Below are 17,642 nucleotides of genomic sequence, written 5' to 3'. Positions count from 1 at the left end.
TCCCTTCTCCATTTATAATAGGCATTACCCTATAAAAAGCCTTATACAAGTTTTCATCCATTTAAAGCCCCAAGTTCTTCGCAATAATCGTTTTCATGATTTCATTCGTCCCTGCATAAATACTTGCTACTGGTATATCACGATAACGTCTGGCAATCTCGTATTCTTCCATATAGCCGTAACCGCCATGTAATTGCATACATTCTGTCGCAATTCTTCTAGCTGTGTCGGTTAGCTTCCATTTTGCCATTGAAACCTTCGTTACAATATTTTCTCCTTGCAGGTGATCAGCTATCAGTTGGTCCAAAAAGGTACGCCCCATTTCAATATCTGTCGCCATTTCCACCATTTTAAACTGTGTATTTTGAAAAGAGCTAACCGGTTTTCCAAACACATCCCTACTCTTCACATAATCCATGGTGATACGCAGCATCTCTTCCGATGCAATTTGAGCGGCAATCGCAACAATCAGTCTTTCCTGTTGAAGTTTTTCCATTAAATAGCGAAAACCCTTTCCTTCCACACCAAGTAAATTTCCCTTAGGAACCTTGCAATCCTCAAAAATCAACTCTGCTGTATCCTGAGCATGCAGCCCTACCTTATGAAGCTTTCTCCCGCGCGAAAAACCAGGGGTATCGCACTCCACAACTAAAAGGCTGATTCCCTTATGCCTAGGTACTGCATGAAGGTCAGTTTTACAAGCTACCACTACTAAATCCGCCGCAATTCCATTTGTAATAAATGTCTTTTGCCCATTTAATAAATAGTAATCACCTTCCAGCTTTGCGGTTGTTTGAATATTGGAAAGATCAGAACCAGTACCAGGCTCGGTCATCGCAATCGCCGTAATGAGTTCACCAGATGCACATTTCGGCAGCCATTTTTGCTTCTGTTCCTCTGTTCCGTATGAGTTAATATAAGGAACCACAATGTCATTATGGAGCCCAATGCCAATCAAACTGGAGCCAACCCGTTCCAGTTCCTCATTTATCACGACTGAAAAGCCCCAATCTACTCCACTGCCCCCATACTCCTCATCGATATCGGGGCAAAGATACCCCTGCTCCCCCATCTTTCTCCAAAAGGAACGCGGAATCATTCGATCCTCTTCCCATTTTTCGTAAAATGGATAGGCCTCTTTCTCTAAAAATTTCCTCAATGATTTTCGAAAAATATCATGATCTTCCGTTAAATAAGGATGAGCCATTATGAATCTCTCCTAATCTCCTATTTTTCACTTTGTCCGAGGTCCATCTTGAAATCGTTTATTTCATATATATGCAATAAACATACTGTTTTGCTAAGCGGAAAACTTAGATAAGCTCCAATCAGCCTTTTTCACATATTTTTCCGTATAAAACTGGCAGCTTCACATGACTAGGATATTTTGAATCATGAAAAACTCTTTGTGTGACAACCAATTGCTCTGAATCTTCATATGGATTTCCGCCTGTATTATTATTCGGAAATGCTACAAATTTACTTGATGAGGTTATCGAAAATCGAATTCGATGTCCTTTAGGAAAAGTATGGGCAATATTTTGCATAAAGATTGAATACTTTTCCACTTCTCCTGGAATAAGAAGCTGTGGCGCATCATAACCGTTCCGATATTTAGCTCTTATAATATAGTTGGACAATAAAATAGAATTCCCCTTTTCATCAACATCGCTTAAATTCACAACCCAATCCGTGTCAAATCCAGTACTACCAGCATAAATTTCCGCAGAGAGTTCCCCTGCAATCGCTAAATCTTCCTTTAGTACATTACTTGTATATACGAGAATATCATTTCTTATTTCATATTTTCTTACATTCTCCGGTTCCCTTTCCCCGCAAAAATGGAATGGTTCATCCGGATTGTAAATAAAAGTATCGTTTGGTGATGGTTCGCAAGGTTCATGCAACAGAACACCATCCCCAAGACTTGAATTAGCACGCCCTTTGCTGCCTAAGTAAAAGTTTGTAATCGTTGCTTCTGATGGTGTCCAATCATCTGAGGTTTTCCACTTATTTTCACCGACAAGATAATACGTTGCTCTCGGTTCTTCCTCAATCCCATTAGGTATATTTTTAAGGAAACGGTCAAACCATTTTAAAATTTTCACATCATAATCATATACAACCGCATCATTGCTAAAACGTACTCCTTGGAAATCCCTTGCCCGGTTCGGATTATGTTCCCATGGTCCAAGCCAAATTTTTCGATTCGGCACATTATGCTCTGTAAGCATTCTCCAAGTCTCAGATACGCCTGGACTGTCGCCATCATACCAGCCTGAAATGACAAACATAGGTGCTTTTACATTAGCTCCGCGCTCTGAAAAAGTACAATTTCCCAAAAATCATCATATTCCGGATGATGGCTCCAAAGTGTCCAAGGTCCCGATTCCCGTCCTATGATTTGCTTGGGGATGTCTTTGATTGGCCTTGCATCAACCGCTTCTTCCACGCTCACGGTAAGTCCTGCAAAAATATCAAAATCGGTACGATTTCCAACTGATTGCGCGAGTGTCCAGCTAAGCAATGGCCAGGAGCATACGGTTCCGCCTCTTCTTACCGTATCAATAAAAGGAGATCCAACATTTACTTCATCCACAACCGCCTTCAAATTAGGATGACCACTTGTCGCGGCTGCCACAACTACATAACCCAAATAAGAAGCTCCCCACATTCCTACATTGCCGTCAGACCATTCCTGTGAGATTATCCAATCAATCGTGTCATATCCGTCATCTCTTTCATAATAAAAAGGAACTAATTCACCTTCTGAATCTGCGCGTCCTCTTACATCTTGAGAAACGACTGCATATCCTTTATTCACCCATCTTATAAGGGATTCCTTTTTTCGATTGCGGTCATAGCAAGTTCTTACCAAAATGGCTGGTACCTTCTGCCCCTTCTCCAGACCCTCTGGTAAAAATACATCTGTCGCTAATTTAACTCCGTCTCTCATCGGTATTAAGTATGTTCCTAAATTATTGATGCCATATTCTGATTTGGAAAGAAGAGGGTCATCATAGACTACTAGCGGGGTTAGCTTTTCATATCCTTCCTTGACTATAACCTCCATTCCATTTCGATTTTGGCATACAAAAGCAATGACTTCTTCACCAACTGTAACAATATCTAATGCTGTATCATTTCGAAGAGCCCAAACCTGTGATATACGCTCCTTCCCATTTACCACTCCTCGATATTGCACATGCCTTTGATAAAAATCCCCATTTTCAAGACAAACCCGTTCTCCTGACCATTCCTGATTTGAATAAAAGGCTAGGTTTTTATGTATTTTTTGAAAAGGAATGTTCGCCTTTACATCAGATGAAAGGACATTTTCCTGCATTTGTGTTCTTCTACGCATGTCTACCTTACTATGCATAATTTGATTTTCTTTAAACTGAATCTTGCCTTCATATACACCTGCACAATAATAATGGAAAACGGTTTGATTTAAATAATTTCTCATATGTTACTCCTCCTTTCACATTGAAATGAATGTCCCTTTCTTTGATTTGACTCCCTCATGATAGATAAAATTTGCAGCAGCTAGATCCTCTATCGCCAATCCAAGAGATTCAAAAATAGTAATCTCCGAATTGGATTGCCGCCCATGTACTTTTTTGGTCAATACCTCCCCAATCTCCCCTACAATATGATTGGAATCAATCACCCCTTTTTTTAAAGGGAAAAGGTAATCTCCTGACTCATTCAAAGCCGATTCCACTCTATCTACATAAAATAACGACTTTCTCACAAGTTCTGAATCTAGTTCCCGATCTGCTGCTTTGCAAGCGCCAACGGCGTTTATATGTGCACCTTCCTTTACCCATTCCCCACATAAAATTGGTTCCGTGGATGCAGTCAAAGTACAGATAATATCTGCCTCTCGAACAGCACCTTTAACTGTTTCAAATACATGAATAGATACCGGATATTTTTGCTCCATCTCTGCCTTCCATTCTTTTGCCTTTTCCATGTTTCTGCTCCATATGTTCACCAGTTTAATAGGTCGAACTAAAAGAATTGCCTCTAAATGAGTTCTCGCCTGTTCCCCTGACCCTAATAAACTAAGAACCTCAGCATCCTTTTTTGATAAAGCTTTAGTCGCAACGGCGCTAACAGCCGCAGTGCGGATTGCTGTAATTTTCGTTCCATCCATGACTGCTTTTAAACTCCCATCCTTCGCATCATTGAGTAGAACAACCCCTTGATGTGACGGTTGGCCATGTTGATGATTCTCAGGATAAATCGTAATTACCTTAGCACCAATTACTTCCTCTTTCCGCAAATATCCTGGCATAAGACCCATTAAATTATTCTTTTCTATCGGCACAACCGACCTTAGGTGTTGAATCGCCTCTCCCGCTGCCAATTCCTTTAATACATCCTCCATCACCTGAATACATGCTTTCATTGTTAAAATATCTTCTACTTGTTTTTGATTTATAACAAGCATTACGTCACCCCTGTCAGTGAAAAAATGAAAATGTAAAAAGTCTCTTTTTTATTAATTAAATTTTCTATATAATGCAAATTATACATTACTATGGGGGGCGATTCTTCTGAAAATCACCAAAATCCACAAAAAACAATACAAGGATGCCTTACGTTTATCTTCCTACGCCTTTCAATATGACTATTCTGAGCGAGAATTAGAAAAGAAAATAAAATCATATGAAGACCAGGATTTATATGGCATTTTCGATGGGGACCAGTTAGCGGCAAAGCTTCATATCCGCCCTTTTCATATTTGGCTGGAACAACAACAAGTTAAAATGGGAGGAATTTCAAGTGTGGCAACCTACCCGGAGTACCGCCGGAAAGGTTATGTCCGAGAGCTGCTAATACACTCCTTATCTGAAATGAGGAGAAACGGGCAAACCGTCTCCTTTCTACATCCCTTTTCCATCCCTTTTTACCGTAAATTTGGCTGGGAGGTTTTCTCCGAGTTCCTTACTCTATCTTTGACAAAAGCAGATCTTATCCGACAGCCGCAACAAAACGGATATATTAAAAGATTTTCAAGGGACTCCAACATAGAAGATTTAAAAACTATTTATCCTCAATTTGCTGATAAATTTATTGGAATGATGACGAGGGACCGTATTTGGTGGAAGGAAAATGTCATTCAAAAATCGCAAGTTGCCATTTATTATGATCAACATCATACCCCGCTAGGTTATATGCTTTATGACATTTCAAAGAAAGAAATGGAAATCAGAGAGTTTGTACCGTTAAATCATGAAGCTCGAATCGGACTATGGAACTTCATTTGCCAGCACGACTCGATGGTAAACAAAGTAGAAATGTATACGTATGTGTCTGATCCGCTCCCTTTTACCCTTTTTAATCCTGATATAAAAACGGAACGAAAAACATTTGGGATGGCTAGAATCGTGGATGTAAAAGAATTTTGTGAAATTTACCCTTTCCAATGGTCGGATCAAAGCTCTGTTACCTTTCAAATCGTGGATGAACATGCTCCTTGGAACACAGGAACATATACATTGAACAAAGACATGGGGCTATCCTTTTCACCAGAATTAAGACAAAACACAGGGCTTTCCTTTACCATTAATCATTTTACCGCACTGCTGCTTGGGTTTAAAACCGCACAGCAATTATCCGATGCAGGAGCAATCAAAGGAAGTAAAAGCGAGATGGAAGCTCTGCAAAGTATATTGCTTCAGAAAGAACCAAGCTTGTTTGATGGGTTTTAGAGATTTTTTGATAGAAAATGAGAGCAGATAGGAAGGAGAGAGATTCTTTATTAAACACTATTAAAGCAGTAGTAATCTAGATCATTATAGGGAAACAATTGCTTGGACAGTAGTTTACGTGGGGCAAATCAGCCCCTTTAATTACCAGTTCACTCCATTGAATGGATTTTTGGGCACCTATTCTTCTTTTTGATGACCGCTTCCTTCTTCCTACAGTCTTTTTTGGTACTTATCCATCGTCAATAAAAAGAACCCCTATTCTAATTAGAGAGGGGTTCCTTTTAAACGATTACTTCTTACTCACTTTTTCTCTTAACAATTCAAACACTTTCGCTAATTTTTCTTTCGGAACCTTTTCATACTGATCCCCGATACTTACCTCATAACTACAGGAATTTTCATCAGTCTCTTGCAAATAGCCTGTTAGACCTACAGAGGTTTCCTTATATATCTCTATTAAAATAGGCTCAAGAGCTCCTTTAGCAACATCAAAATGAACGTGGAACATATTCGAAACCGGCACTAATGGCTTCGTCTGAACGGAATCACACTGATTATAAAACGCAGCAAGCTCCTTTGCCTCCTCATAATATTGCTCCATTTTCGGAATCCTCCGATCAAAATAATAATCCGAACTTACAATATAAGGATATAAACTTATGAGATCCCCGCCGTGGCGACGTTTCCAAACCTTTGATTTCTCGATAAAATCTTTGTCACCGACCAAAATAGCTCCAGCGATTCCACCAATCCCTTTATAAAAGGAAACATATACACTATCAAAAAGCGCACAAACCTCAGCAGCAGTCTTTTGATAATAGGGAAGAATTTCAAAAAGTCGAGCGCCATCCAAATCGAGCTTAATCCCTTTTTCACGGCAATAGGAAGAAATCGACACGAGCGTATCATAATCCGGTAATACCCCGCCAATTTCCCGTTGCGGCAGCTCAAGCAATAAACAAGCAATCTCCTGATCTAAATCTACTACATCTTTCAACTCTATTACTCTATTTTTATCCGCAAGCAAAACAGGTTCAATATGATGTAATTCTTTTAGACCGTCCTCCTCATGTATTTCCAAATGGCAAAGCGGGTGATACGCCACCTTTTTCAATCCCTTTTCATCACACCAAATTCTTAAAGCAATTTGCTGTGCCATTGTACCACTTGGAAAAAACACTGCCGTTTCTTTTCCTAAAAATTCTGCAATTTTCGTTTGAAATTCTTCTATTACTTTCCCTTTTCCATACATATCACTTTCAAATTCACCATCTACTTCAGCAAACGCATCTTTCAAAACTTGCACATTTCTTTTTCCATTGCCTGCAACCTGATAGTTTGTTTGTTTAAAAGCTTCCAATAAAGGATTTTGTTTGCTCATCACTTAGACTCCTATTCAAAATATTATCTATATATAGATAATAAAGCATTCCATGTCACCAGTCTAATCGATAGATTAAAAACCTCTCATTAGGATTATGTTCGATTAAATCACGTAATGGAACCTCCTGCTTCAACACAAAAGCAGTTTGATTTTCTAAAAAATACATATATTCATTTGCTGGATAATATAAAATCAATTCAACATCCCGCTTCACTTTTTCAACAGATTGCAGGATATGGTTAACTACTTTCATAAATATTTGCACGGAGAATGGGTTAAAAAAGTAAAAACGATTATCTTTCGGATCTATCTCATAATCCTCCGCTATACAGCAATGAAAATAAATCTTATCTGCCCCATGATGATTCTTTTTCAAATAATTTTCCCGATTTGCCATTGCATCCCGGAAAAATTGTTCATTCATTTCTATCCCTACCGCCGTTGCATGGAAGAAGTGATGTATGTAAAAGTTTAGTCTCCCTTTTCCACAGCCAAAATCAACTATCCTATCCTTGCTTGTTAGCTCATATTCGTCAAATAGAGTCTCTAGTGCATGATAAGGTGTCGGCTCATAGCGATGATAATGTATAGACTTCAGAAAGCCTTTTTGTTCTTCTCTTGTTTTAATATTTAATAGTGCATCAAAATACTTTTCGTTCATTGGAAGCTCCTTTAGTTAATCCCTTTATAAAATAATATTATGGATGTACATGCCGCCTAATGCTTACAGTTCCGAATAAAACCACATCATATGTATACAACAATGCCTGAAATCGCAATATTCACTGTTATAGCTTAGATAAAAAGACACTCGAAAAATCGAGTGTCTTACAATTATCATACCATCACTTTACAAATATCATTCGTAAATTCAACCGGGTCACCAATTGGTAAGCCTTCAATTAACAGTGCTTGGTTGTATAGTAAGTTCGTATATAATTTTAGCTTATCCTTATCGTTTTCAAATGCATTTTTCAAAGATTGGAATACTTCGTGATTTACGTTAATTTCCAATACTTTTTCCGCCTTAATATTTTGGTTGTTCGGCATTGCATTAAGAACTTTTTCCATTTCAATAGATAAGTCGCCTTCAGCTGTTAGACATACCGGATGCGTTCTTAAACGCTTAGAAACTTTTACATCCTTCACCTTATCTGCTAGGACCTCTTTCATGAAGTCAAACAGATCTTTGTTTTCCTTTTGTTCGGACTCTGTAGTTTCTTTGTTATCTTCCTCAATTCCAAGATCACCGCTTGATACGGATTTAAATTCCTTCTCTTTGTAGTTCATCAGCATTTTAATGGCGAACTCATCAATATCATCCGTGAAATACAGAATTTCATATCCTTTATCTGCTACAAGTTCTGTTTGTGGCAGTTTCTCAATCCGTTCATTAGTTTCACCAGTGGCATAGTAAATATATTTTTGCTCTTCCGGCATTCTGGATACATATTCGTCCAATGTCACTAATTTCTTTTCCTTCGATGAATAGAACATCAATAAATCCTGGAGCACATCTTTATCTTGTCCAAAGTCACTGTATACACCGAACTTTAACTGTCTGCCAAAGGAGTCATAGAACTTTTCATATTTCTCACGATCATTTTTAAGCATGCCTTCTAATTCACGTTTAATTTTGCTCTTAATGTTTTTGGCAATAAACTTCAATTGTTTATCCTGTTGCAGAATTTCCCTTGAGATGTTCAGCGATAAGTCTTCCGAATCGACCATCCCTTTAACAAAGCTGAAATAGTCAGGAAGCAAATCAGCGCATTTTTCCATGATTAAAACGCCGCTGGAATAAAGCTCTAGTCCCTTTTCAAATTCTTTTGAATAGTAATCAAATGGAATATTCTCCGGAATGTAAAGAATCGCATTATATCTCACCGTACCATCCACACTGATATGGATATGTTTTAGCGGTTTATCAAAGCCGTAACGCTTTTCTTGATAAAAATTCTCGTAATCTTCGTCTGTTAACTCACTTTTATTTTTTCTCCAAATCGGAACCATACTATTAATGACTTGTTCCTCTTTGTAATCCTCAAACTCGTTTTCGCTTCCCTCTTTTGGTCTTCTTCCTGTGACCTCCATTTTAATTGGGTAGCGGATGAAATCAGAATACTTTTTAATAATCGATTTTAAACGGTACTCTTCTAAATATTCATCATAAGATTCATCTTCAGTGTTTTCTTTGATTTTTAAAATTATCTCTGTACCTACAGAGTCTTTTTCGCATGGCTCGATACTGTAACCATCAGCACCGGTAGATTCCCACTTGTATGCTTCCTCACTGCCTAATGCCTTGCTGATAACCGTCACAACGTCCGCAACCATGAAGGCGGAATAGAAACCAACACCGAACTGACCAATGATATCATGTCCGTCCTTTAATTCATTTTCATTTTTAAACGCAAGGGAACCGCTTTTTGCAATTGTCCCAAGATGGTTCTCAAGTTCTTCCTTCGTCATCCCGATTCCAGTATCGGAAATCTTCAATAAGCGGTTATCCTTATCCGCTTCAATTTTTATATAATAATCATCTTTATTAAAGGTTAACGTATCATCGGTTAACTTTTTGTAGTAGATTTTATCAATCGCATCACTAGAATTGGAAATTAACTCTCGTAAAAAAATCTCCTTCTGAGAATAGATAGAGTTAATCATCATTTCAAGCAGTCTTTTCGATTCAGCTTTGAACTCTTTCTTTGCCATTATGATATCTCCCTTCCATATAAATAGTTTCTATTCATCATTTTAGCACTCTCACTTTACGAGTGCTAATCATTTATTTATTATCATAAAAAAATTGCTTCCGTCAACTGTCTAAACGAACTGTTTTGATCAATCGAAATAATTGATTAGAGATACATTTTAAATTTTCATAAGTCTTGTTTGTATTCATGGCTTGTTCGAGTGCCATCGGCTCATTCATAATCGAAAAATACGATGTTATACCGAGATCGTTTAAAGCAGAGGAATCAGCAGTGACACCTCCAGCCAATGCAATAACTGGAACATGATACTTGCCTGCTAATTGGGCAATTCCAGACGGAGCCTTCCCCATAGCCGTTTGACCATCTAATCTACCTTCACCGGTAATGACAAAGTCTGCTGCTTTCAAATATTTCTCTATCTGAAGCACATCCAGAATGAGCCGGGTTCCTGATTGAAGCTTACCATCTAAAAATCCAACAAATGCCCCTCCAAGTCCGCCAGCTGCTCCAGCTCCTGGAAAATGATGAATATCCACATCTAATTGTTTCTTAAGCACCTTACTAAAATGCCGAAGACCTTCGTCGAGTTCCTGAACTATCTTCTGATCAGCACCTTTTTGAGGGCCAAAAATATATGCGGCACCGTTAGGCCCATATAAAGGATTATTCACATCACAGGCAATATAAAATTCGCAATTTTTCAGATCCGGGTGAACATCATCCATCTTAATTTTTTCAATAGCTTTTAATGATTGTCCATTACTTCCTACTGATTGATTTCGATTGTTTAGAAAATGAAATCCTAACGCTTGAAGCATTCCAATACCTGCATCATTTGTAGCACTGCCGCCAAGGCCGATAATAAATTGGCGACACCCCTTATGAATGGCATCCAAAATGAGCTCCCCGACTCCATAGGAAGTGGTCAATAGCGGGTTTCTTTTTGCCAAAGGAACAAGAGTCAAACCGCATGCCGCAGCAACTTCAATCACTGCAGTTTTTCCATCGCCCATAATACCGTATCTAGATTGTATTTTTTCATTTAGCGGTCCGGTTACAGGCAAATCGATAAAGATTCCGTTTGTTGCATGGATTAGTGCATCTACGGTTCCTTCGCCTCCATCCGCAAGTGGAATTGTGACAATATCCGCATCCGGAAACACTGGTAAAATCCCTTCCGCAATCGCTTTCCCGCCTTCAATGGAGGAAATACTGCCTTTAAACGAATCTATTGCTATTAATACCTTCACGATCGATACCCCTTTTGGCTTCTATCTTCATTATAAAACTATCGTTACAGTCGTATTTGGGGATTATCACTATACCCCCATCCACCTTAATCCTTTTGGAAAGTGATTTTTCAATACTCCGTCTGCAAGCTTTCCCCATCCTATTGAATAGCCGTCTACTTCTACCAAATACCATCCTTTTGGACCTTCTGCTTTTATCGATTCCCCTTTTAAATAAGCGAGAATCTCGGGAGAATTTTTATCCAAATTCCATTTGTTTTTCACTTCATCCCCTTTTAAGGAGAGAGCTAACGCATGGGATGGTTCGAAGCGATTTTTCTTGATCGTGCCTAAATGCCATCCCGGACGAATTACCTTTAAATTTTTCAAAGATAGCATTTCGTCCGGCAGTAAGTATAACTGATCACCAAAGATAATAAATTCTCCTTTTGGTGTGTATGTCAGAGTTTCCTTCGCAAATTGGAAAAAATCCTTGAGCTGTTTTTGATCTTTTAAGCCGTCCTCATATTTCCATTTAGTTGGTTCTTCGCTCTCCGCTTTTCGCAGAACGGCGATGTAGTGACCCTCGCCACGCACTTGCTGCGGCCAAATTCGAATGGTCTTCTCAATATTTTCTGCTCCATTTGAAACCCATTCTTCCCTTCCATGATCAAAGCCTTCGTACACATGGATTTCTTCTATTTCAAATCGGGAATCTTGATTTAAAAATTGGCTAATAACCCCTTCATTTTCTTCCGGAGAAAAGGTGCAGGTTGAATAAACGAGCCTCCCTCCTGGACGAAGCATCATTGCTGCGTACCGGAGAATTTCCGACTGACGCTCCGCACATGCTGCTACATTCTCTAAGCTCCATTCTTCCCTTGCTCCAGGGTCTTTACGAAACATCCCTTCTCCTGAGCATGGTGCATCAACCAAGATCCGATCAAAAAAGTTCGGAAATCGTTCCGCTAATTTCGATGGAGCCTCATTGGTAACAACAGCATTTTTGATTCCCATTCTTTCCACATTTTGCGAGAGAATTTTTGCCCGGGCCGGATACAGTTCATTTGTCAGCAAAAGCCCCTGCTGTTTCATTTTGGCTGCCATATGGGTGGATTTACCTCCGGGTGCCGCACATAAATCCAGTACTTTCTCTCCTGGTTGCGGATCTACCATTTCGGAGGCAGCCATCGCACTCGGCTCCTGTATATAATACAAACCTGCCTCATGATATGGATGCTTTCCGGGGCGATCCTCCTCTTGATAAAAAAAGCCCCCATTTACCCACGGAATCCTCTCTAATTGAAATGGATTTATGTTCAAAAACTCTTCTATCGACACCTTTAACGTGTTCACTCGCAAGCCTTGAATTTTCGGTTCCTCATAGCTTCGTAAAAAATCATCATATTCATCTTTTAATAAGTCTTTCATTTTAGAAAGAAATTCTTTTGGTAACTCCATTGTTTATTCACCTCAAAAAAGGAAATCTTCTCTCCTTATATTACAATAACTATTTAGGGAAATGCGAAGTTCGGAAGGAAATCAGTGTTGGGTGCCGAAAAAAAATAGGGCAGCGCTGAAATGTATGGGAAAGATACTGTGCTTTTTGGGGATTTTTGAAATTCTGGTGGAAGTGCTGAACTTTTTGTTGGAGGTGCTGAACTTCGTGTTGAAAACGCGGAACTTTTTGTTGAGATTGCTTAACTTTACAGGGAAATTACCGAACTTCTGTCAGACCGAGGAACTTCGACGTGAAAACACGGAACTTTTCGTAGAAAGTGCTGAACCTTGAGGGGAAATCGATGAACTTTTGAGCAAAAATGCTAAACCCCCTACCCAAAACAATGCGAAATCCCAATCTTATGATAAAATACAACTTAAAAAGGAGGTCATACCAATGCAAAAACTCCAATTCGAATCAGCATGGGACAAAACGATATCAGAAAATGATCGGGAACGTATCCAACAGGTTTTTCTTGAAACAAGCTCTTCCCAGAATAAAGACATCGAATTCACGCCCTTATGGGAAGCAATGAATCACAAAGGAGAATTGCTCATAACGGTGCTTGTACAAAATTTCAGCGAACAAAAGATTTCTTTTCACAACGAAAAGCTTCAGTACTGGGAGGACGAGAATATCGTTGCTGAACATTCCTTTACTCTCCCAGCACTGATGATTGAACCATCAACCAGTATGCCATGGACCTTTATTTTTCCAACAGATAGCTTTTACAGCCACCCCTTATTAAGAAACGGAAAAATAACATTTGCCGAGATAAATAGTTAAAATCTGTATCCATTATTATAATCGGAACAGCCGTCAGCAATCGCCTCCGAATCCTCGGGGTTGTCAAAATAAGAAAACAGGTATTTCCAATGGAAGGCTCCTGAATATACTTGATACATCCCGGCGGAAATTCTTAACACTTTGCAGCTAAAACCTGCTGCTGCCCCCATATAACCAAAATGGTGGTTACCGATATATTCCCCGTTTTTTTCCTTCCCTTGGAAAGTATAGATTGTCTTATCTCCAATGAATCGCTTTAAATCCCATATTCCGTATGACCTAGTTATATAGTAAAACACGCCAAGTCGATACGTATTAGCAAATGCATCTCCCCTTGACTTCACATATTTCTCATAATTTCTTTTTATATCTTTCGCGAACCGAATGTTCAGCTGATAGGTTCTCGCAATCATGAAAGTGGTTAATTCTTTTTGAGCCTGATTTAAAATGGGATCTTCCGCTAAAGTTATGCCACTCCATCGTCTATTTACTTCTCTTTCAATCATCTTTACTTCATCATTAATAATTTGTTCTAACTCCTCTTTATCCTTTTTGCTTAAGGAGGTTTTGTGCATTAAAAGAGCAGAAAGAAAAAAACATACTGCTGGTATATAAACAAGGTACATAATAGTTAATACCCTTGGGGAGGTTACAAATATAGGTATGCATAATAAGAAAGCGAGCCACATTAAATAGTTCTTTTGAAAAATGGCTGCAATAAGTGCGATAGAACAAGGCAAAAATAAAAACATAGAATATTCAATTTTTGCGTAATACTCCCATTTCCCGGAATTACCTCCGTCATGTGAGAGAAAAGAATCTAGCCAAATAGATAGTCCAATTATTGCTCCAGCTATTCCAATAATCATCCCAATATAGTTTCTGTAATTCTTTGTTGGGTAGTAACGAAAGAAAAAAACAAGGCGATTCCATTTCATTTCCCACACTCCTCTGCCCTTTCATCAATATAGTGTATGCATCCGTGCTTCGCGGGGTAGCCATCATTAAAAGGAAAAACTACTATTTGCAGTATCCATTTCTCCAATTTCAACACTATTGCCACGTCTATTCGCACTAACAAGTAAAGACAGCTGGGTGTGTTTAATGTCTTGCCCATTTTGCGAAAATAGGTATAAATGCAGTTTCAGTTAAGTGCCAACTCCATAAACATAAAGAGAAAAATCATATTTATAAATGGTTACTTTACAAAATGGTATTTTAGGAACGTTTCTCTTCTTGAGCTGCCCAAATTTAACGTTTCTTAATATGAGGTAAAGGAAACAAACCGAAAGAGGGTTAAATGGTCCGTATGAAAAAGAAAGGGGCTTTTTATTAGCAAAAAGGTCATGGCCCCCGTTGCCGTCAGAGGTTGAAAAATATAATCAATATGAGATGCAGCGTTTACTTGTACGCCCAGGTTGTACTGGATTATCACAGGTAAGCGGCAGAAGTAATCTTAGTTTTCACAAAATGGTTGAACTGGATTTAGCCTATATTCATAATCAGTCCATCATTCAAGATATTAAAATTATGCTCAAAACCTTTTTGCTGTTAGTCCGTTCTAGTGGAGCCTATTAATGGTCAATCAGCTTCCAATCCTTTTTTTACATGATGAGGTAGTACGGATAAAGCATGAGGAAAGGATATAATAAGCTGTTCTTTTATCTCATTATGCTTTATCCACAGGTGAATGGATGTAATTAAAATCATCATTCCATTAAATAAGTATCTTCATGTTAATAATACAATAATGGGTCTGCATCAATAATCTCTACAGTAAGATAATCTGCTGCTGCCAGATCAATTTCATATGGTTTGATCTCCTGTCCTTCTTCATCTTTAATTATCCTTATTTGAGGTCGCCCAGCTGAATGAAAGTTATAGTTTGATACTATCCCAGTTTTTCCATCATTTAATTTAACCGTCATACCCTGTGGATAGATTGCAATACATTTTTTAAATAATTCTACCTGTTTACGGTCAAATTGCGTATCAACACCAGCATAAAGAAGCTCTAGACCTTTATGTGGCAACAACGCAGGACGATACACGCGATGGCTGGTCACTGCATCAAAAACATCCGCAACACTCAATATCTTAGCATATTTATGGATTTCTTCTCCCTGCAGGCCTCTGGGATATCCAGTTCCATCAATTCTTTCATGATGCTGAAAAGCACAATGGGCTACCGTTAAAGGAATTTCATGCACCTTCCGAAGTATATCAAATCCAATTTGGCAATGTGATTTCATTTGATGGAATTCATCCTGTGTGAGCTTTCCTGGTTTATTTAAAATCTCTGGCGATATATACATTTTTCCTATGTCATGCAACATGGCTCCTAATCCGATATCCTCAATACTTTTAAGAGGCAAGCCATTCTCAATAGCCAGCTGACAAGCATAGATGGCTACATTTAAACTATGAGTGTAAACATGATTATCATGTATTTTTGTTGTTGCCAATAAATTCAAAGCTGTTGGATTATCTTTTAAAGATACTAAGATGTCTCTAAAAATTTTTTGAAAACTTCTTATTACTCTTCCTGATTTCATCATTCCATGAAAGTTTGAATGGTTGGTATTTAACTCGACAATATTAGTTATTCCATGTGTTATGACTTCCATCGCTTCCATAAGTACTGGTTCCGGTAATGATTCCACAATCTCTATTCCCTCGGATTGTTCATCTTCTATGTAAATAGTATAAATGTGAAATCTCTTTAAACTAGCAATTAAACTATTAGTTAGTTTTGTTCCTTTCGTTAATAAGACTTTTCCATTACCATGGTATATAGATTTACCTAATATAACACCTGGCTGACATCTATCTAACGGCAGTAAACGCACGACCTTCTATCTCCCCAATCTTCCCTAGTCTCTCTATATCCATTTAATAAAATGTACTACGCTTATTTATGTGAAGGCACTTTTATGACAAAAGCCTTACACTCCGACTATTTCCTTATTAAATAAATTTTAAGATATTAAATAAAAAATCTCTATCCTAATTTGTCGATTTTTGCTAATATTGTCGAATTTTTTATTAATATCATATATATAGACATGGGTAAGGGAATCTCTATTGCTATTGGATTTTTTACACATATGAAAGGAGCTTATCTGTATCTAAAAAAGAAACTGGCATTTTCTCATCCAATGAAGAAAATGCCAGTTAATGTTGTTTGAATGGAAAAAATCAAAGATTCATTTCAGAATTTTTCTAAAAATTTACTTGCCTTTCTTTTTCTTAGACATTCTTCCCAATACAAATGCTCCTGCAGCTAATCCAATCATCGTATTTGTCTTTTTGTTAAATACCTGTTTCACTACAAGATTTAGGTTTTGCGGTCTTTCCGCAAGTCTTCTCATGAAATAGCCGTACCAGTCTTTTCCAAATGGCACATACGTACAGAAATTATAGCCTTCTTTTGCAAGTTCCAATTGCATGTCTCTTCTAAAGCCATAAAGCATTTGGAATTCGAATTTATTATTCGGAATATTATGTGCTTTTACAAACTTTTTGACATGATTAATGACATGGTGATCATGTGTTGCAATAGAAGTAAATTTTCCGTTTAATAGATGCCATTCTATTAATTTAATAAAATTAGAATCGATTTCTTTTTTCTCTTGGAAAGCATATTCTTTTGGCTCTTTATAAGCGCCTTTAACAATACGCAAACGATAGTTTTTATATTTTTCAAGATTTTCTTGTGCATTATAGAAGTAAGCCTGAATTACGGTGCCTACATTATCATATTCACGAGATAAATCATCTAAAATATCAAAAGACGGCTGTAAATGGCCATAGTCTTCCATATCGATATTCACATGGATATCATAACGGCTGGCACGGTCCACAATTTCTCTTAAATTATCTAAACAAAAAGTATAGTCGATATCCAACCCTAATTGTGTTGGCTTTAAAGAAATATGTGCGTCTACTCCATTTTCATGAATCGCTTCGATGACTTCAAGAATTTGTTCTTTTGCCTCGGTAGCCTCTTCTTCTTTATATACAAACTCTCCTAAGTTATCGACTGTACAAGCAATGCCGTGGGAGTTTAGTTCTTTTATACTTTGAATTGTTTCCGCTATATTTGTTCCAGCTACAACATTTTGAGCCCCTAATTTTAAGCCATATTTTTTGGCTGCTGTATTAAGAAATTGGTTCTTGGATAGGCCCATAAAAAGATCTTTCAACATCGCAATTACTCCTTAGCTGTGTATTTATTTTTACTTTCATTATAGCACAACTTTTTGAATACGCTATCAATCTTCGAAAATTGTTGAACTTTGT

Annotated in this window: 15 protein-coding genes; 3 read left to right on the top strand and 12 right to left on the bottom strand. The window is 37.9% G+C overall.

The window, feature by feature from the left end; translation table 11 throughout:
- Positions 1–61: 61 nt before the first annotated feature.
- From AN964_RS21330 to AN964_RS21315, 4 genes are all read right to left on the bottom strand, one after another.
- The gene (locus AN964_RS21330; protein ID WP_055741812.1) at positions 62–1,207 is read right to left on the bottom strand and encodes an acyl-CoA dehydrogenase family protein; all 1,146 of its coding nucleotides are present in this window, start codon (positions 1,205–1,207) and stop codon (positions 62–64) included.
- Positions 1,208–1,328: 121 nt separating this feature from the next.
- Positions 1,329–2,342, bottom strand: coding sequence for a CocE/NonD family hydrolase (locus tag AN964_RS21325; RefSeq protein ID WP_055741811.1), 1,014 nt, complete (start codon positions 2,340–2,342; stop codon positions 1,329–1,331).
- On the bottom strand, positions 2,303–3,469 hold the full coding sequence (locus AN964_RS21320) for a CocE/NonD family hydrolase (protein WP_055741810.1): 1,167 nt from the start codon (positions 3,467–3,469) through the stop codon (positions 2,303–2,305). The genes AN964_RS21325 and AN964_RS21320 overlap by 40 nt, the downstream gene beginning before the upstream one ends.
- Positions 3,470–3,484: 15 nt before the next feature.
- Entirely contained in the window at positions 3,485–4,459 is a 975-nt protein-coding gene (locus AN964_RS21315) for an ornithine cyclodeaminase family protein (RefSeq protein ID WP_055741809.1), read from the bottom strand.
- A gap of 100 nt (positions 4,460–4,559) precedes the next feature.
- On the opposite strand from AN964_RS21315, the gene AN964_RS21310 reads away from it, so the two are divergent.
- On the top strand, positions 4,560–5,723 hold the full coding sequence (locus AN964_RS21310) for a GNAT family N-acetyltransferase (protein WP_367591936.1): 1,164 nt from the start codon (positions 4,560–4,562) through the stop codon (positions 5,721–5,723).
- Positions 5,724–6,012: 289 nt separating this feature from the next.
- On the opposite strand, the gene AN964_RS21305 is transcribed toward AN964_RS21310, so the two are convergent.
- From AN964_RS21305 to AN964_RS21285, 5 genes are all read right to left on the bottom strand, one after another.
- Positions 6,013–7,104, bottom strand: coding sequence for a threonine aldolase family protein (locus tag AN964_RS21305; protein WP_055741807.1), 1,092 nt, complete (start codon positions 7,102–7,104; stop codon positions 6,013–6,015).
- Between the two features lie 55 nt (positions 7,105–7,159).
- Positions 7,160–7,768 carry a methyltransferase gene (locus tag AN964_RS21300; RefSeq protein ID WP_055741806.1) on the bottom strand — a complete coding sequence of 203 codons (609 nt, stop codon included), beginning with the start codon at positions 7,766–7,768 and terminating at the stop codon, positions 7,160–7,162.
- A gap of 176 nt (positions 7,769–7,944) precedes the next feature.
- Positions 7,945–9,822 (bottom strand): molecular chaperone HtpG, encoded by a 1,878-nt coding sequence (gene htpG / locus AN964_RS21295; RefSeq protein ID WP_055741805.1) that lies wholly within the window; start codon positions 9,820–9,822, stop codon positions 7,945–7,947.
- A gap of 103 nt (positions 9,823–9,925) precedes the next feature.
- Positions 9,926–11,074 carry a glycerate kinase family protein gene (locus AN964_RS21290; RefSeq protein ID WP_055741804.1) on the bottom strand — a complete coding sequence of 383 codons (1,149 nt, stop codon included), beginning with the start codon at positions 11,072–11,074 and terminating at the stop codon, positions 9,926–9,928.
- 69 nt (positions 11,075–11,143) lie between these two features.
- A complete protein-coding gene (locus tag AN964_RS21285) occupies positions 11,144–12,514 on the bottom strand; it encodes an RsmF rRNA methyltransferase first C-terminal domain-containing protein (protein WP_055741803.1) in 1,371 nt (456 codons plus the stop codon).
- A gap of 436 nt (positions 12,515–12,950) precedes the next feature.
- On the opposite strand from AN964_RS21285, the gene AN964_RS21275 reads away from it, so the two are divergent.
- The gene (locus AN964_RS21275) at positions 12,951–13,340 is read left to right on the top strand and encodes an SLAP domain-containing protein (RefSeq protein WP_055741801.1); all 390 of its coding nucleotides are present in this window, start codon (positions 12,951–12,953) and stop codon (positions 13,338–13,340) included.
- Here AN964_RS21275 and AN964_RS21270 read toward each other — a convergent pair.
- On the bottom strand, positions 13,337–14,278 hold the full coding sequence (locus AN964_RS21270) for a polymorphic toxin type 44 domain-containing protein (RefSeq protein WP_055741800.1): 942 nt from the start codon (positions 14,276–14,278) through the stop codon (positions 13,337–13,339). The genes AN964_RS21275 and AN964_RS21270 overlap by 4 nt on opposite strands.
- A gap of 418 nt (positions 14,279–14,696) precedes the next feature.
- Between AN964_RS21270 and AN964_RS21265 the strand changes: the two genes are divergently transcribed.
- Positions 14,697–14,918, top strand: coding sequence for a sugar transferase (locus tag AN964_RS21265; RefSeq protein ID WP_055741799.1), 222 nt, complete (start codon positions 14,697–14,699; stop codon positions 14,916–14,918).
- 158 nt (positions 14,919–15,076) lie between these two features.
- Here the strand turns inward: AN964_RS21265 and AN964_RS21260 are convergent, their stop codons facing one another.
- Both AN964_RS21260 and AN964_RS21255 read right to left on the bottom strand, forming a co-directional pair.
- The gene (locus AN964_RS21260; protein ID WP_055741798.1) at positions 15,077–16,189 is read right to left on the bottom strand and encodes an HD-GYP domain-containing protein; all 1,113 of its coding nucleotides are present in this window, start codon (positions 16,187–16,189) and stop codon (positions 15,077–15,079) included.
- A 381-nt stretch (positions 16,190–16,570) separates the two neighbouring features.
- The gene (locus AN964_RS21255) at positions 16,571–17,548 is read right to left on the bottom strand and encodes a proline dehydrogenase family protein (protein WP_055741797.1); all 978 of its coding nucleotides are present in this window, start codon (positions 17,546–17,548) and stop codon (positions 16,571–16,573) included.
- Between the last annotated feature and the right edge of the window lie 94 nt (positions 17,549–17,642).

Origin of the sequence: Heyndrickxia shackletonii (assembly GCF_001420715.1) — a bacterium.
Lineage (GTDB): Bacteria > Bacillota > Bacilli > Bacillales > Bacillaceae_C > Margalitia > Margalitia shackletonii.
This window is presented reverse-complemented; position numbering and strand designations above follow the sequence as displayed.

What these genes read in the sequence shown, in the direction of transcription:
- AN964_RS21330 (WP_055741812.1), bottom strand. Translation starts at nt 1,207, where the DNA reads ATGGCTCATCCTTATTTAACGGAAGATCATGATATTTTTCGAAAATCA.
- AN964_RS21320 (WP_055741810.1), bottom strand. Translation starts at nt 3,469, where the DNA reads ATGAGAAATTATTTAAATCAAACCGTTTTCCATTATTATTGTGCAGGT.
- AN964_RS21315 (WP_055741809.1), bottom strand. Translation starts at nt 4,459, where the DNA reads ATGCTTGTTATAAATCAAAAACAAGTAGAAGATATTTTAACAATGAAA.
- AN964_RS21305 (WP_055741807.1), bottom strand. Translation starts at nt 7,104, where the DNA reads ATGAGCAAACAAAATCCTTTATTGGAAGCTTTTAAACAAACAAACTAT.
- AN964_RS21300 (WP_055741806.1), bottom strand. Translation starts at nt 7,768, where the DNA reads ATGAACGAAAAGTATTTTGATGCACTATTAAATATTAAAACAAGAGAA.
- htpG (WP_055741805.1), bottom strand. Translation starts at nt 9,822, where the DNA reads ATGGCAAAGAAAGAGTTCAAAGCTGAATCGAAAAGACTGCTTGAAATG.
- AN964_RS21285 (WP_055741803.1), bottom strand. Translation starts at nt 12,514, where the DNA reads ATGGAGTTACCAAAAGAATTTCTTTCTAAAATGAAAGACTTATTAAAA.
- AN964_RS21275 (WP_055741801.1), top strand. Translation starts at nt 12,951, where the DNA reads ATGCAAAAACTCCAATTCGAATCAGCATGGGACAAAACGATATCAGAA.
- AN964_RS21270 (WP_055741800.1), bottom strand. Translation starts at nt 14,278, where the DNA reads ATGAAATGGAATCGCCTTGTTTTTTTCTTTCGTTACTACCCAACAAAG.
- AN964_RS21255 (WP_055741797.1), bottom strand. Translation starts at nt 17,548, where the DNA reads ATGTTGAAAGATCTTTTTATGGGCCTATCCAAGAACCAATTTCTTAAT.